The sequence below is a fragment of the Pantoea sp. JZ2 genome (assembly GCF_035191405.1).
In the GTDB taxonomy this organism is placed as follows: domain Bacteria; phylum Pseudomonadota; class Gammaproteobacteria; order Enterobacterales; family Enterobacteriaceae; genus Pantoea; species Pantoea stewartii.
Genome location: NZ_CP045247.1, coordinates 1,440,569 through 1,456,682, shown reverse-complemented (window position 1 = coordinate 1,456,682; position 16,114 = coordinate 1,440,569). Strand labels below are relative to the sequence as shown.

14 protein-coding genes are annotated in these 16,114 nt (G+C 49.8%); 5 read left to right on the top strand and 9 right to left on the bottom strand.

Going from position 1 to position 16,114, the window contains the following annotated elements; genetic code table 11:
• Window positions 1-355 precede the first annotated feature (355 nt).
• Genes GC087_RS07275 through GC087_RS07260 form a run of 4 tightly spaced genes read right to left on the bottom strand, consistent with a single transcriptional unit; the run spans window position 356 to window position 2,120 of the window.
• Window positions 356-919: a DUF2514 family protein gene (locus GC087_RS07275; protein WP_324030170.1), complete on the bottom strand. Its 564-nt coding sequence runs from the start codon at window positions 917-919 to the stop codon at window positions 356-358.
• The gene (locus tag GC087_RS07270) at window positions 916-1,431 is read right to left on the bottom strand and encodes a lysozyme (RefSeq protein ID WP_324030168.1); all 516 of its coding nucleotides are present in this window, start codon (window positions 1,429-1,431) and stop codon (window positions 916-918) included. Before GC087_RS07270 ends, GC087_RS07275 begins: the two co-directional genes overlap by 4 nt.
• Window positions 1,415-1,723 (bottom strand): phage holin family protein, encoded by a 309-nt coding sequence (locus GC087_RS07265; RefSeq protein ID WP_246871098.1) that lies wholly within the window; start codon window positions 1,721-1,723, stop codon window positions 1,415-1,417. The genes GC087_RS07270 and GC087_RS07265 overlap by 17 nt, the downstream gene beginning before the upstream one ends.
• Window positions 1,707-2,120: a putative holin gene (locus GC087_RS07260; RefSeq protein WP_164482412.1), complete on the bottom strand. Its 414-nt coding sequence runs from the start codon at window positions 2,118-2,120 to the stop codon at window positions 1,707-1,709. The genes GC087_RS07265 and GC087_RS07260 overlap by 17 nt, the downstream gene beginning before the upstream one ends.
• 163 nt (window positions 2,121-2,283) lie before the next feature.
• On the opposite strand from GC087_RS07260, the gene GC087_RS07255 reads away from it, so the two are divergent.
• The 3 genes from GC087_RS07255 to GC087_RS07245 are packed head-to-tail and all read left to right on the top strand — an operon-like array spanning window position 2,284 to window position 4,832.
• Entirely contained in the window at window positions 2,284-2,643 is a 360-nt protein-coding gene (locus GC087_RS07255) for a GtrA family protein (protein ID WP_324030165.1), read from the top strand.
• Window positions 2,640-3,566: a glycosyltransferase family 2 protein gene (locus tag GC087_RS07250; protein WP_324030164.1), complete on the top strand. Its 927-nt coding sequence runs from the start codon at window positions 2,640-2,642 to the stop codon at window positions 3,564-3,566. The genes GC087_RS07255 and GC087_RS07250 overlap by 4 nt, the downstream gene beginning before the upstream one ends.
• Window positions 3,567-4,832, top strand: coding sequence for a glucosyl transferase (locus GC087_RS07245; RefSeq protein WP_324030162.1), 1,266 nt, complete (start codon window positions 3,567-3,569; stop codon window positions 4,830-4,832). It begins immediately after the preceding gene.
• Here the strand turns inward: GC087_RS07245 and GC087_RS07240 are convergent, their stop codons facing one another.
• Window positions 4,833-7,151: a hypothetical protein gene (locus GC087_RS07240; RefSeq protein ID WP_324030161.1), complete on the bottom strand. Its 2,319-nt coding sequence runs from the start codon at window positions 7,149-7,151 to the stop codon at window positions 4,833-4,835.
• 173 nt (window positions 7,152-7,324) lie between these two features.
• On the opposite strand from GC087_RS07240, the gene GC087_RS07235 reads away from it, so the two are divergent.
• Together GC087_RS07235 and GC087_RS07230 are read left to right on the top strand one after the other, a co-directional pair.
• Window positions 7,325-7,585 (top strand): hypothetical protein, encoded by a 261-nt coding sequence (locus tag GC087_RS07235; protein ID WP_324030160.1) that lies wholly within the window; start codon window positions 7,325-7,327, stop codon window positions 7,583-7,585.
• A gap of 320 nt (window positions 7,586-7,905) precedes the next feature.
• The gene (locus tag GC087_RS07230; RefSeq protein WP_324030158.1) at window positions 7,906-8,655 is read left to right on the top strand and encodes a BRO-N domain-containing protein; all 750 of its coding nucleotides are present in this window, start codon (window positions 7,906-7,908) and stop codon (window positions 8,653-8,655) included.
• 21 nt (window positions 8,656-8,676) lie between these two features.
• Here GC087_RS07230 and GC087_RS07225 read toward each other — a convergent pair whose 3' ends face one another.
• Genes GC087_RS07225 through GC087_RS07210 form a run of 4 tightly spaced genes read right to left on the bottom strand, consistent with a single transcriptional unit; the run spans window position 8,677 to window position 16,104 of the window.
• Window positions 8,677-9,015, bottom strand: coding sequence for a hypothetical protein (locus tag GC087_RS07225; RefSeq protein ID WP_324030157.1), 339 nt, complete (start codon window positions 9,013-9,015; stop codon window positions 8,677-8,679).
• On the bottom strand, window positions 9,012-11,741 hold the full coding sequence (locus GC087_RS07220; RefSeq protein WP_324030155.1) for a hypothetical protein: 2,730 nt from the start codon (window positions 11,739-11,741) through the stop codon (window positions 9,012-9,014). The genes GC087_RS07225 and GC087_RS07220 overlap by 4 nt, the downstream gene beginning before the upstream one ends.
• A complete protein-coding gene (locus GC087_RS07215) occupies window positions 11,741-13,594 on the bottom strand; it encodes a hypothetical protein (protein ID WP_324030154.1) in 1,854 nt (617 codons plus the stop codon). Before GC087_RS07215 ends, GC087_RS07220 begins: the two co-directional genes overlap by 1 nt.
• Entirely contained in the window at window positions 13,594-16,104 is a 2,511-nt protein-coding gene (locus GC087_RS07210; protein ID WP_324030153.1) for a hypothetical protein, read from the bottom strand. Before GC087_RS07210 ends, GC087_RS07215 begins: the two co-directional genes overlap by 1 nt.
• Window positions 16,105-16,114: the final 10 nt, after the last annotated feature.

Genomic DNA, 16,114 nt, shown 5'->3' with positions numbered 1-16,114 from the left:
GGTGCGTCTCCTTCTCTCCGGCAGAAATACTGTTAATAAAATCAGCCGGATAATGCCGGCTGATTTTTTTGCCTTATATGTCGACCTGGTGCCCCGCGTTACCCTTTTTCGCATCAGCAGAGGCTGTGCCTTATGGGTTTCGACAGGGTCTCGCAAGACAGCCGAAGGATGGAGAATAAAAAAGCCCGCAATCATGCGGGCTTCGTGCTTGATATAATCGACTGTCGGGCTATACCGGAAGCGGGATTATTCCCACTCAATCGTTTACTGCCAACATAAGTAATTGATAATTATAATTTACGATGATTTCTTTTTATTCGATACCGTCTGCCATACCGACACCGGAGTAAAGTGACTATTTATTGGGCTGTTTATCGGGTCGGTCGAGACGTGAATTGCGTACCGCATCGTAAGCCCTTTCACAGGTCATGGCAATACGGCCTCGCCTGTCAGCCTCTTCCGCCAGTTCTCCCGCTGTTGCGTCAATTTCTTGGTACAGGTTGGCAAGCAGATCGGCGGAGACTGGCCTAACCTTCCCGCTGCTGGCAGTTCCGGTATCGCCGCCACGTCGCTGCTGTAACTGGGTGATGGCTTCGACGATACCGAGTTGCAGCCTGTCAGCAGAACGCTGAGCAGCAATACGGTCGGCATTAGCTTTGCGGTTTTCTTCATCGGCTTCTCTCTGTAATTTATCAATGGCAGCCTGGCGGGCCAGCTCAGTGCGTCGCTGCTCCTGGGTGAAAACCAGCCGTGATTCAGCATCTGCCTTGTCACGTTTATCCCATTTTTCCTGCCAGGCATGATTCGCATCAGCCTGACCCGACGAATAACCTATGTGATTGACCAGCCATAACCCCCCTGCCACCAGCATTAAGGCCGTCAGGGGTTTCCAGTAGGCTTTGAGGAAGGCGGGTATCATGCGGCCGCCTTGCCGATTGCTATCGCATCGGAAGCAGTTGCCCCGCCGTATAGAGCAGCTTCCGCAGCCCGGCGACGGATCAGACCTTTCATTGGTTTGCCGGCCGCATTGCACCAGTATTTGAACTGGCGTGCAGCACCATCGAAGTCGCGTGCATTAGTGAGGCGCAGGAGGCTGGACGGATTGCCGTTTTTCAAAACCAGCAATCCATCTTTGACGCCCTTCTTACCCGGGCCGACGTTGAAGCAGAAGGAGACCAGCGCATCGAACTGGTTCTGACTGATGGTCGTGGTAAGCGCATTGGAGACGAGGGATTCAAAATATGCCAGGTCAGTGCGCAGTACTGATTCCGCCTGCGCCTGATTCCAGACGGTGCCTGGTCGAACATCATTTCCTGTGTGGCCATAGCCGATTGTCCATGGTGCGCCACCTGTCGCCGGATCTGGATAGGCTTTTGTTTCGAGCCCCTCAAAAGCTTTGACCAAAGCAATGCCGTTATCGGAAGTTTTCACGTTTTTTTCCCCGGTTAGCGATAGTGAAAAGCTGCATGACGTTGCCGCGAGTTTTCAGCAGCGCGCCACACAGCAGAACTTTGATGAGGAGGTCGGCCCAGTCAGTGCTGACGTGGTAGCCGTAGGCGACACGGATGGGAACAGAAGCGCAGATTACGATAATGGCGTAAGCAAGCCAGCCACCAGCTGGCTTATGCGTAGAACGCTCACGGCGGAACGTCATCAGCCTGAGCGCAATCACGCCGCACAGGATTGCGTTTATTGCCTGGAGCACTTCATAACTTGTCATCATCAGAGCCTCTCTTTAAGGCTGCCTGAGGATCACCCGACCGCTTATAGAGATGCATCAAAAGTCTTACAGCCACGACTGACATAATCAGCGCGGCACCTGCATAAGCTGACTTAATCTCTATCGAATCAGGCGAAACGGACGCCCATTTAGAAATGATTGCGATAATGAGAGAAGCAGCTGGGCGGGAAACAATTACGCCTGCGATGAAGCTGACAAGGGCAAGAATGAGCCGCTTCTTGATCGGGTACTCCTGGGCAGCGGTGACGAAAATAACCGAGCCAGAAAACGCGCCAAGCACAACTTCAGGCGGGACACCATTAAAAAAAGCCAGCCACGCCGATCCACTCAACCCAATAGTCACCGAGGTTGTGCCGGTCACGGACAAAGGATCAGTCATGGAAACCACCTGCATAGTGCATAGCACACCTCCACTGTAGTTAATGGCGATACTATACACAATAATGCATATGTGGGTTATTGGTAATTTTAAGGTTAATCTTAGCTTTGTTACCTTATTGGTAAGTGGTATGATTGGGTAAACCTCACGCGATAAACAGCCAATGCTTGAAAAATTCTCTAAATATTTCTCGGTAGGTATCATAAACACGGCGCTGCACTGGGCCGCCTTCTATGTTCTTTACGGCCAATCAGGTAATCAGAGCATTTCGAATTTTATTGCGTTTTGCTTAGCAGTTACTTTTTCTTTTTTTGCAAACGCAAAGGTGACTTTCAAAAGCAAAGTTTCTACTAGCAAATACTTTTTATATATTGGGTTTATGGGTGCTATGGCGGCATCCATAGGGTCAATGAGTGATAAGTTAAACTTAAACCCAATAATAACTCTGATTCTTTTTTCTGTGATAAGTCTTTTTATGGGCTTCTTTTATTCTAAATTCATCGTATTTCGGGATGAAAAATGAAAATATCTTTAATTGTTCCTGTCTACAACGAAGAAGATTCAATTCCCATCTTTTATCAAGAGGTGAGGAAAGAGCTATCTGATTTAGATGTTGAGATCGTTTTCATAAACGATGGCAGTACAGACTCAACTGAATCTATCATCAATGCACTCGCTGCTTCTGACAGTCGCGTAATAAATTTAAACTTCACACGCAACTTTGGAAAGGAACCTGCGCTTTTTGCAGGACTCGAGCATGCTACTGGCGATGCAGTCATACCTATTGATGTTGACCTTCAAGATCCAGTAAGCGTTATTCCTAAGCTTATTGATAAGTGGCAATCGGGCGCTGACGTTGTCCTGGCTAAAAGAAACGACAGAGCATCAGATACTCATATGAAGAGAAAGAGTGCTGAATGGTTCTACAAATTACACAACAAAATTAGTTCTCCCAAAATAGAAGAAAACGTGGGTGATTTCAGACTTATGTCACGGGAAGTTGTCGAGCACATAAAGCTGATGCCAGAACGTAACCTCTTTATGAAAGGTATCCTCTCATGGGTAGGAGGAACGGTTGAGGTTGTAGAATATGCGAGAGCAGAACGCATAGCAGGAAATTCAAAGTTCAATGGCTGGAAACTCTGGAACCTTGCATTAGAAGGAATCACAAGTTTTTCTACATTCCCGCTGCGTATGTGGACCTACTTAGGATTAGGTATTGCTGCACTGTCATTTATTTACGGTGCATGGATGATTGTTGATACCCTGGCTTTCGGCAACCCGGTTCATGGCTACCCATCTCTGTTGGTTTCCATACTATTTTTGGGTGGTGTCCAGCTAATTGGTATCGGCGTATTGGGGGAATATATTGGTAGAATATATGTTGAAACTAAAGACAGACCTAGATATTTATTGAAGAAGAAAATTAACAAAGGTATTAAGTAAATGGAAAGGATTTATAAAAGCAATTACTTTAAGGCATTCGTGCTAGTCTTGTCATTTTTGCTTTTGTGGGCAAGAAGGGAAGATATATTGTTAAATGCTCAGTTCTGGGCTGAGGATGCTGTTTTCTGGTATAAGGATGCATATCAAAACGGGTTCTTAAACTCATTGCTGACCCCACGAAATGGATATTTTCAGACTGTTTCCACCCTTATTGTCGGCGCTACATCATTCTTAAACCCATTATATGCACCATTTGTAGCTAATTTCTTTGGCATACTTTTAAGAGCAATATTGGTATGGTTTCTTTTTACGGAAAGATTCTCATTTCTAAACATAACCACAAAGGCTCTCATATCTGCATACTTTTTCTGTATGCCAGGAATACAAGAGGTACACGCTAACATAACAAACGCGCACTGGTACTTATCGCTTTATGTCGCGATGATCATCATTTCCAGAAAACCTGAAACCACAGGATGGAAAGCGCATGATATATTCTTTGTAATCCTGTCGGGATTAAGCGGACCTTTCATTATTTTTATTTTGGCGTCGACTATTTTCAAATACTATAACGAAAACAAATCTAACATAAGTGTAAAAAGTTTTATTAAGTTTTATACTGAACCAACCTATATTGCAATGATTCTCTGTGCCGTTGTGCAAGTATCAACAATACTTTTAACATTTGAAGGTTCAAGGTCATCAGCACCACTTGGGTTTAGCATGGACGTGATGTCCTCAATATTATCATCAAACGTTTTTCTTTATACCTTCTTCCCGTGGGATCTTGCATCATATGGGTGGGAAAACAAGCTGCTGTCAATTTCCATTAATGTATTCTTTATTTCTGCTGTAGCTTACACATTTATAAAAGGTAACTGGCAGGCAAGAATTTTCGCCACACTTCCACTGTTGATTTTTGCCTTCTCAATGGCAAAGCCTCAATTAACTGACTCTATGCCACAGCTTCCTACATTGGTAAACGGTGAGGGTCAAAGATATTTCGTTAACATTCATATTGCGATATATTCATTATTGACGGTCGCGATATTTAAAAATTTTAAACGCGGTACTTTTAAGACATACATTACTATTGTTTTTTGTACCCTGACAGCGGTTATGTTTTCGTTAAACTTTTTTATTAGTCCATTGCCAAATATGAACTGGCGAGAGGGAGCAAGAATGATAAACGAAGCAAAGCCTGGTGAGAAAGTTTCATTCAGAGTTGTACCTCCGAGGCTCGTCCTTGAGCTTATAAAGAAGTAGCTACCAGTTTGTTGACACAAACATACCGTAAACAAATCTGCGGTAATTATCCATAAAGTCAGATGCGTTGCTCAGGGAGAGGCTGATAACAAGGTCCTCCCCAACGCCATCAAAATTGTTGGTTGTTTTGCTGGAAAACCTGAACGGCTGCCCAGAAGTCACTCCTCCACTGTAAATCAGGTTCTCTAAATATCCGCCATCTGGTGTTGTGAATATATCCAGAGATGCGCTACCTGTAAGGGTGTTACCATAGTTTTCAAATACACCGAAACCTGTGACATACAGCATGGCATTATGAGATGTAATAAGGTGGCTACGAGACTTATTGAAACCTATGCCTGATATGTTGATGTTGGCGGTTGTGGTTCGAATAGGTGTTTCGCTTGATCCGGTAATAAGCCTTACCGGCCATGCCCCTCCCCCCAGCCATGGATCAATGGTATTGCCAGGATCTTTCGCTATTGTCTTTGAAACAATGTCGTTTAATGACCGCTGGTAAACGCTGCCAACACCACCGAAAATGATCGGATTGGTGATGAACTTCTGACCCTTACCTGAGCTGCTCACTATATCAGCTATCATAGATTGAAGGTCGGCGTTATTGGCAACATTGCCATTGAAACTAGCATCCCAGACGAAGCATGCAAAATCACCATTACCTGACTTGCCAAAGACTTTGCCAGCGCCGGTTATCTGGGGGACATCAAAACAGTACGTGCCGTCCCTTGCTTCCACAGGGTTGCTGTTGGGGTCAACATAGGCCTGAAAGCAGGGTATGACCTTTGCATTACCTGTCATTTTCAGTGCGGCACCTAAATCCGTGCGCATTTTACCCAGGTCTCTGTTTATCCTTGATGACAGGTCACCAGACGCATAATACATGCTGTAGCTGTCAACGAGAAAAACATCATAATTATACGACCACGGCTTGGTCCAGGTGTTCAGATAGGCCCACAGGTAATCCACGCAGAAAAGTTTTTTCTTTGTCAGGGCACGAAGCGTGGATATCGCTGATTCCTGATTTGCCAGGCTTATGCCTCTGCTGCCTGGCTCATCAATAACGCTGTAGCCAATTACGTTCCTGAAACCATCTGCAGCAGATACAACCTGCGCTACCGTTCCATTATTGTGAGCGACGCTGTTCTCTGTGTTGACCACGACATTCAGACCGGCAGTTGCTGCGTTTTTAATTAGCTGAGGAATTGTGCCATTAACATCTGCTGGGCCATTATCGAAATAACAGTAATGGAGTATTGTGTTAAACCCCATCGATTTAATTCTGAGCAACTCACAAAGGTCGTAAGCGCTCTGAACGTAAATGCCTCTGAAAAACTCACCTTCACCAGCCTTTGTATACTCAACCTCTACGGTGGCATTGGGAATTGTTGTGCGCGCCAGTTGAATTTTAAGCTTTCCAATAAAAGGCTGTCCGTTAGTGTTGATTATCTTTGTTGTCTTATACGTCTTGCCAGTAATGCCAACCACCACTTTTCCAGTGTTAAATGCAGCCTGTATCGCATCTGACCAGTCGTCAGACACAACGAGGTTCGCATAATCTTCAATGTAGGCAAATGCGTTTCTTTTGGTCAGCGTGGAATTAATTGCGTCAATATCGGTTTGCACATTGCCATTTGTCGAACCGATTGACGATGCCCCTGTAGGCTTGGCCAGTTCTATCATAACATCAGATGCAGATCCGGACGCAGGCAAAACCATGATTGGATTACCTGATTCATCCATTGCGACCAGCTTATTTTTACGCTGATTAATTCCCGGCAGAGCTGGTATTGGGTTATCAGTTCTCAGGGTTTTGCTGAGATTGCCCCCGGCCAGACTATCGACATAGTTTTTGGTAGCTGCATCCTGCGGGTTGACAGGATCTCTCAGGTTACGGATGAAATTGCCAAGGGCATCATAATAAGGGGCGATGAAAGTGGGTTTTCTTAATGACAGGCTGAACTGGCTTCCAAGTCTCTGAATCAGCATTGTCAGGTAATCGAATGCATCTTCGTGCGTCTCAGCGAAAAACCGGCCCTGGTTGCGTAAATCCGTTTCCTGTACAGCAGGCAAATCGCGGTCGAGGGATATTTTCCAACCGTCCTGCAACGGTGATTTCAGTATGACATTCCCACCGCTTACCTGACCGACGCCGGTAATATCATAATCAGTTCCGAGCTGTAGCGTAGATACTAATCCCGCTGTGTCCACGACTGTAACAACCATGTGGCTGCTCTTTAATACCCTAAACCTGTAAGGGAATGTTGTTGTCGTTCCGTTGCCGTCATACTGCTCATGGTTAACTACGGTTGATACGGTCATTTTTTACTCCGGGCGTTGAAATATCGATCAAGTCTACCGCATTCCATGCATATATGGATAATGGGTAATAGGCGTTCAATCATTAATTGATGAAATTTATTGACCAGAACGGAGTCCAAAAACTTGCGCTAAACACTGTGTAAATATACAGTGTTATCAGGAGGGCGAAAATCATGAAAAATAATGCTGAATATTATTACCCTGGAAACGACACTTACACTCAAAATCTCTATAGTGATGAAGGGATTAAAAAGCTTACGCAGAACTCAAGGATAATTGAACTGCTGGAGGAACTGGAACGAAAAGGAAATAATGTAAGCGGCGCAAGGGATGAAGTGAATGCCCTCTTCAACTATGTCACTTCAACGAGAAAGATGAAATCAGAGGTGCTCACCCACCTGGCCTACCTAAAGCAATGTGTAGAAAAAAGCTGAAAACATTACTGCAATTACTAATACCGTTCCATTTTAATTACCAATGTGGTAACTTTACTTTCTGCACACTTCGCGCCATGATGTTTTTGCACTGGCAAAATCCAGTGCCGGGATTGAGACCCCGGACAGATACAGGCGCACGACACGCGCTTAGCGTGTTTTTTTATGCGTGCGGTTCAGCAACACCTCAATGGTGGGCTGGGCGGGGCAACCGAAAGGTTGGCCGGTTTCCTGTATCCCGGTAGTCTCAACCCTGTTCAGCTCACCACCAGCGAGATTGAGACCTCAGGTGGTGACTCTCAAATTACAGGAGACGAACCATGACTAATACTTCCCGCATAACATCTGTTTTCCAGTTCGAGTCATCAGCAAAAATCAGAACCTTCACCATTAACGGAAACCCATGGTTTTTTGCCACTGATGTTTGTGATGCGCTCGGGTTAACCAACAATCGTGACGCTTTATTAAAACTGGATGATGATGAAAAAGACACTGTCGGTTTAACCGACAGTCAGCCAGGAATGGGGCCTCAGAGCATTTCTATCATTTCTGAGTCAGGACTTTATACGTTGATTCTCCGTTGCAGGGATGCCGTACGCAAAGGCACCATCCCCTACCGCTTCCGTAAATGGGTGACCAGCGAAGTGCTGCCGTCGATTCGCCAGACCGGAACGTATGCCCATTGTCAGCCTGATCTGTTACCGGCTGAACCTGAATCAACGATGAAGGCTACCGACGCCCGACGCGGTAAAAAGGAAACGGACAAAAAGACTGCTGCGCGCATTGCTGAAAAGTGCGTACCCGTCATCTTGAAGGAAATGCGAGAAAACCAGTATCACTACTCTAACTGTGACGTTGGTCCTGCCGAGGTGATCCCCGCTCTTATGTCTGATAACCGCCGAGGGCTGCAACTGCATGCTCTACTGGCAGAGCTGGCAAGCAACGACCATGACGTGTCCGGAGCCTGGCGTGAGCTTGAAGCGATCCGCCTGCATCTGGCAGAACACAGAAAGCTGTTGGCAGAACTGGCAACGCATGGGCAATACATTGCGCAGCTAGCGGCAAAATAGAATTAAGCCCGCGAAAGCGGGCTATTTCCTGCGCGATATATATTCAGAATCTATCTTTACCATTTCTTCATGCCAATGATCTCTTTCAAATTTTCTAGTGTTTTCTAATTTCCTAGCATACATAATCGCTGCTGCTCCCGAAGCCACAATTACATAGTTGAGTACCTTTGCCCATAATGGGTAGCCAGAAGTCGCTTCGCCCAACGCCCATACTAGTACGCCAACAAAAGCAAAAATGCCATATAAGAAAAACATCATGACATCATTGCCTCCTTGGCCTTTGATGGAAACATAACGATCATAAGTTTTCTTTCTTAATTCCAAAAGCTCTTCATCACTATATTTTTTGTAGTTCATCATTTTCCCACTGCCTTTTCCCAGTCAGGCGCACGACGTGGTGCAGTGTCGCCCGGATTCCACCAGCTCGTTACGTCAAACTGGCTTTGCGCTCTGTCTCTCACGCGGTCGTTATAACCAGGGTTAGCCATTTCCTGCAACTGCTGAATGATAAGATGGTTTGTTACCGCTTTGGTATACCACAGGTTTGCAAAAGGCGTAATCATCCTGGCAGTTTTAATGGCATCGGCTCCGAACGTCGTATCTTCACCCTGTAATGCTTTTTGTGGGTTAGTGATAAGCAGTTTCATTAATGACTCTGCCAGCCCAAGACTCGGGCCACCCAGCGTTGCCGCTATGCTGGAACCGTATTGCGTATGGTCCTGCAGGAGGAAATCCCCATAGATGCCAAAGCCGCCGCCCTTTAACATCGCTCCCGCCCAGGTACCCGGTTTAGTCATATCAATCGGGTCATTACCGGATAAAAGCGCATTCATCTGGTTTGCAAACATGCCGGTAATCATCGTCCCTCCCATGTATGCCGCAAAGAATTTCAAGGCTGGAACGCGCTCCAAATCCTGAGTGCGAGTCACCATCTGCCGGAAGCCAGCAAAAGGCGTGGTTTTGAACAGCATAAAACTTTTCAGCAGCTCACCACCCTGATCCCGAGTATATGTGTCAATGCCTGTGGCCGTGGTGATGGCCTGTGTCATTTCACCATGGGTTATGCCCAGTAGTTTTTGAGCCGCTTCAGCCCGCGCGTTACGCACCATACGCGTTACGGTCTGCTCAACCTCGGCGTCATATGCCTGGTGCAGGTTTTTGGCACGCGAATCTGTCATAGCCCCCAGGCTGGCCAGTGCCTCATCTGCACCGGCGCGCACGCGCTCAATTTGCGGTGCCAGTATCTCCATAATCCTGGCATCCGGCACAGCATAGATTGCATCAGGGGTCATCCCCATGTGGCCGCCTGTGGTCATTGGCCGTAAATCTGCCGCTGCCATGATAGACCAGTCCTGCGCGCTCCAGCCTTTTTGCGACAGTAAAGCCTTATCACTTCCTTTTAGGTCGTCGATTGTGGCAAACCGGCGTGTCAGCTCACCGATGTTTTTATACATCAGCAGGCCGAATGCCGCCTTGTTTGCCCGGTCCATGGCAATCAGCCCGGACCATTTCAGTGTTTTCTCGGCGAACCAGCCAGTAATGCCGCGCGTCAGGTCAAATCCGCCCATCTTCGATATCACTGCCGAGTGAGCATCAACCATCAGACCTATCTCGGCGTTGGCGCGCTTGGCGTCGCCACTGAACAGGTTGCGTAATGTGGTGGCCGACAGGCGCATCCCGTTCCGGTCAAACCCTAATGCCTGGGCGGCCGCCCGCATCACAGCCTGATCCGATGTGGCCGTAATCACGCTTGAGCCGAGCATCGCTGAGGTCATCAGATTACGGAGTCCACCCACAACAGATGAGAAAACGCTGGTGCTGTTGACGCCATTCAGACCCGCCATTGAGTCAAACATACGCTGGACCAGCTCGCGCTCTTTATTCATTTTCTCTACCGGGCGGGCGGCACCGTCAATGCTCACTGATTTCTGGTAGACGCGATCCGCAATCAGTCGGAAGTTAGTGGCCGCATCGGGGCCAAAAGCTTTAACCACGCCCAGGTCACGGGAGGCTGATTGCAGGTGGCCCATCATCACGCCAACAACAGGTTGCTGCGTGTATTTTTCCATGTAATTGAAATGGCTGTCGGCATCTTTGAACGCCAGCACGCGGCTTTGTGAACCGCGATTTTTAATACCGCCAGTGCCAGCGAACGCGCCGGGCTCAAGCTTCTGCGCGCCGTCAGTGGCCTTACTCTCGAAGATGTACTCCAGCGCCTCTCGATACTCAACATCGTTCATTGGCGAGCCGTCAGGATTAACAAACTGCGTTCTGTCCTGGGTGTTGTAGATATCGTCGACCCACTTGCGCCGCGCCCAGTCGCCTGGCGGCATCCTGCCAGCAACACGCGCCTGTAACCTTTCGGCGGGCGGTAGGGTGTTAAGCCACTCTTCCCGACCTGCAGCACGGATCATATCGGCATCATCGACGTAAGGCAGGTGCCAGTCATCACGCAAACCAATATCAAATCCGTTATCGTTCATTTCCTGCCGGGCTCGGGTAGTGATATCGCCCCAAATCTTCGCAACTTTCTTAGCCGCGGCGTTGCCCGTGTCCTCGCCGTAGATTTCTTTCAGCAACTGCAGCTGATAGGACTTCCCCATGCGGGGATCGAATACGTTAAAAAACTTCTGCACATCGTCACCGGCTGCCGTGATCTCAGCAGTAAGCTGGCGCGTCCAGTCCTGATAAGCACCGGTTGCCAGTTCTTCGGCTGAGACAACATCAATCTCTTTACCACCGAAAACCTTGCGGCCGGCGAAAATAAACTGAGCCAGGTTCTGCGGCGTCTGTTCCGCCAGCGGCACGTTGCGGTTAAGTGTCTCGGTCACATTGTTAATGGCTATGGCGTTCTGTGCCAGGCGCTGGCGCTTTTTGAAAACGTCATGCACAACGCGGCGGGCAACAAGATCTGCGGCCTGCTTGTATGTCTCAGCGTCAGGGATACCCCCTTTACCGTTTTTGGCATTGGTACGGGATACCTGCCGCACCGCTTCCTTAATCCGGTCTTCGATGTTTTTAAGTTCATCTGCTTTGGGCTGGCGGCCCAGCGTCTGGGTGATAGCATCAACACAGGCTTGTTTCATTATGAGTTCCTCAGGAAGCAGGTAGCGGCCACGCTGTATACGTTCGATTCTTTCTGCACAGTAGCCAGTTGATTATCCAGGTCAGCCAGTGCCTGTGCCAGGCTTACCTGCTCCCCTGTATCGGGATGACTTACGGTTATTTCATCATTAAGGCGTGACATGTCACGGGCCATCATCAGGTCGAAGCTGTTGGATGAAAGCGTTTCACCCGAGTCAGGATCGATACTGACCTGCTCCGGGGCCACAGTTTCAGCCTGGCGGCCCGAAGTGAAGGCGCTGTCATCCCTCACCTGTGGTGCCGGATTATCCTGTAGCGCCCGGGTCGTCTCGGGGATACCGTTATCGCGGTAAATTTCTGCCATGGTGGCGCGCTGCGCCTCGCCTGCGCTGATAGCGTCAGGATGGGGAACACCGGCAAGAGAGCGGACCTGCTCTGATACGTTAACAGGCTCCCCAGACATCAGCTGACGCGATGCCTGATCCATAGCTGCTACATGACTGTTCAGGCTTGCATTATCTGCATGCACCACTGGTGAGGATTCAAGATCGTAATAAAGCCCCTCGTTCATCACATGGGCAGCATCTACATCACTGGGTTTAATACCCGCTTCCGGTACCAGGCCGCGCATGCTTTCGGGGATCAGCCCCTGCTCTATGCGTGACAAATCAGAGCGGGCATCGTAGAACCTGCCGCCCGGACTGCTGTCGGCCAGGGTTGCACCGCGCTGATCAATCTGCTCTTTAAGCAGACCTATGCGCATATCAAGCTCATTCACCTGTGCAGTACGCTGTGCGCGGGCCTGCGCCAGTGCTTTTCCGCTGCCTGATAATGGCGTGTCCTTTATCTGCTGCAACTGCGCAGTCGCCTGGTCATGCTGGTATTGCAGGTCATAAACCTGCTGCGAAAGCGCCTTACGGTCACCCCGACTTAGCACCTGATCAGACAGCTGCTGTAGCTCTGCCATGCGTGACTCGTAGGTAATTTCTGGCTGAGCGGGCACCGTGTCGGCAACCGGAGGCGCGTCGTTAGCCGATGTTGTAGGCGATTCGGTATTGATCGTGTCTGGCGATGTTGACTGCGTATCAGCCAGTGCAGTGTCAGCGCGCTGTGCCGTGAGGTGATGTACGCCACCAAACGTTGCGCCCAGCACACCATCCACCAGCATGGCCTGCTTATCCCATACACGATATTGCTTAGCCAGTTCATCATAGCCACTGGATTCCAGCGTCTCACCCAGGGCAAAACGGTTAGCCGCTCCAAAGCTCGTATTTATAGCCACACCGGAAAGTAATCTTGTCGCCAGTCTGGCACCCACCCCGGCGGGTAGCGCCATTCCAAGCGCGTCTGCGCTGGCCTGTTCAAGCGCCAGCGTTCCGGCCGTATCTTCATTGACCCCTTTGGCCAGAAAATCCTGTCTTGTGGATTCCAGGCTGCTGCCGAACGCAACTGCGCCACCCGCTACCGGACCGGCCGCAGCAGTTGCAGCAATGGCTGGAGCGAAGCGGCCCAGACCTTCAAGGATATCAGCCGCGATACCCTGGCTGTTTGGCGCTGGTTTGACGGCCTCACGCGCATCGTTGAGCGATTTCTGAACCTCGGCAAAGTTCTTGTCTACCACCTCATCCAAATCTGGCACGATGCCGCGCAGGCTGCTGTAGGTAGGGGAAAGCTTTGCGGCTTCTACACCGGTCTGTAACAGGCCGATAGATCCCTCTGCAGCACCACGGAAAAGCGCGGAGCCATTGCCCGCATACCACCTGGGATCATAATCGTCAGGCTGTGCTGGCTTTGCCGCTGCCTGATTATCTGCCCACACCTGCCCCTCGGGGGCCAGTGAAAATAAGTCAGACATTACTGGATCCTCACTGTTACAGGCGCGCCGGTACGTGGGTCTGTCGCCCAGCGCCCGCTGCCGGTCACCAGCCGGTACTGACTGTCACCGACGTTAACCGGAATAAAATTGTTCTGCCCGGCCGGATTGAGTCCGGCGGCCTTTAATGCCTCGCCGGCTGCCGCTGTGTATTTATCCTTAAACGTCGATTTATCCATGCCGAAGGGCATCACCACATCACCACCGTTGAAGCCTTTGAGCACCCCGCCGGTTGCCATCTGCACAGCCTTTTCAGCAATGTCACTGTCAACGTTTTTGGTGTTCACGCCGTCATTGTCACCATTGGTATAAGCCAGTCCGGCATAGGCAGATTTATAGATAGACCATGCCATCTGGCGCGCCTGAGGGTTATGCGAGAACGATGAACCGACAGCATCATCAAAGGTCTGTTTCAGCTTGTCATCCGACGGCAACTTGACCGGGCTGATGCCAGCCTCTTTCTGTGACTTTGTTGGGTTTATCAGTTGGTCGCCCTGGAGGATGGTTTTAGCCACGTCATACTTATTCATCGTTGGCTTGTAAGGCACAAACTGACTGTATGGGATGACAGGAGATCGGTTGTCATACTGATTATCTGGCATGCCAAGGATTAGCGCTGAATACGCTGTTGCTGCGCTGTCAGGCGCTATAGCTGAGGCGACTTTGCGCAGGGCGTCAGGTTGCAGATTGCGGCCAAAGCTCTGTAAAAGCGAGATCGACTGATTGACATCCGTGGTGCCCCGAACCTGATTGCTGACGTTTGCCGCCTCTTCCCGTGAAAGGATTGGAGCATTAATGCCAATCTGCTGTAGCTGACCCGATGCCGCTGCGCGGTTTTTCACTTCTGCGGTAATGTCCGCCGGGCTGCTTCCGGTGATCGGTTTGTATGCCCCGATGTCCATGGCGGCCTGATAGGGGTTGGATTCGCGCATGGAAATGACCTGCTTAGCTGCGGCGGCAACGTGGTCATAAGCGCCCGAACGGCTGGCAAATCCTTCACCGTTCCCTAACTCGGCTTTAAGCCCGGCAACATACTGCTGAATGCTGGCTGTCGGCATGGTACGGAAAGAGCCGATATACTGACCGGCAACACGGTCATTCTGCAGATCGTTGAATCGCTGCGTGCCCTCGCGGTAACCCCATGCGGCAATCAGCTGCTCCTGTGATGGTGGATTACTGAACTCTACCCCTTTCATGTAGGCGGCTTTTGCATCGGAAAGCTGATCGGTAAGCTGCGCCTTAAGCTGTGTCTGCGCCTGGCCCTGCATTGATTTTGCCTGGCGGAGATACGCGGCCTGCGCCTCTGGCGAAGCAGCATCAAAAGCAGCGTTGCCGGTGTAACGCTTTGGTGTATCCAGTGCTGTCAAGCCAAGAGCGGCACGGATCCCGGTATCAAGCTGATCGGGACTGTATGGCACGCTGCCGTTTTCATGTTTGACGATGCCAGTTGCCAGACTCTTGAGTACGTTAATATCTGTCAGGTTCAGTTGATCATCAGCCTTTACGCCCAGCTGACTGCACAGCGCTTTCACATAGGCCGCTGTGTTGTTGCCGTCGCTGGCGGGCGCCCATCGGTTTACGATCTCGTTGACAGTATCGTATCCCTGACTGCCATATGACATGAGGTTTTTACCCAGCGCGCGGATACCGTGTTCAGGGGTAACGAATTTTGCAAAGCGGCCGTCACTTCCGGTCTGCCCGTCCCAGGTGTTTTTACCGGCTTCAATGTTGCCAGGGTTATTATTACGCAGCCCCCGCGCATCACCGGTTGAACCAGAAACGCGTACCGCGCCGGCATAATCCCCCGGCTCACCGTTCCGGCTGATGAAGTCCATATAGTTCTGCGTCGACGCGGCGGAGAGCGCACCATCAGCAGACTGCTCTTTCAGTTTATTTTTGGCGCTGGCACGCTCTTCATCACTCCAGCCATGAGCGTCAGCGAACTGGTCTATCGCTGTAAAACCCTGCTTCACGGTCGCAGTAAATGCCTGCGGGTCGTTGTACTGTCCCTGGGCGGTTGTCACTGTGGCCTGCTGCAACGCCTTAAACTGGCCTTCCTCGTACTCTTTAACCTGACCAATCTCATACGTGTTAGCCTGGCGCTTGTACTGCATACCGGCCTGATTAATCTGCTGCATGAACTGCGGCCGCATTGACTCCGGCACCTGCTGCGCAAGTTCTTCAGCTTTCCCACGGATATTAGACAGGACCAGTTCTGACTGACCTACTGCGTTTTTACCCTGCTTCGTGTACAGACCGTTGTCAGTGTTATTGAACTGATCCTCAGCGAAAGACTGGAACTGAAGCAAAGCATTCTGGCTCTGTGCAACATTCGCCTTGTGCTGTTCATCAGCAAGAATACCGGCAATCCGGTTACCGGTTTCTGCCAGCCCGGCCCCGAAATTATCAGGGCTGGTCTGGACGCTTACCTGTGGCGCTGGTAATCCCTGGTCACTGGTCTGCCTGGAGTTATACGTAGGTACCGTTGGCATAGTTTCAGTC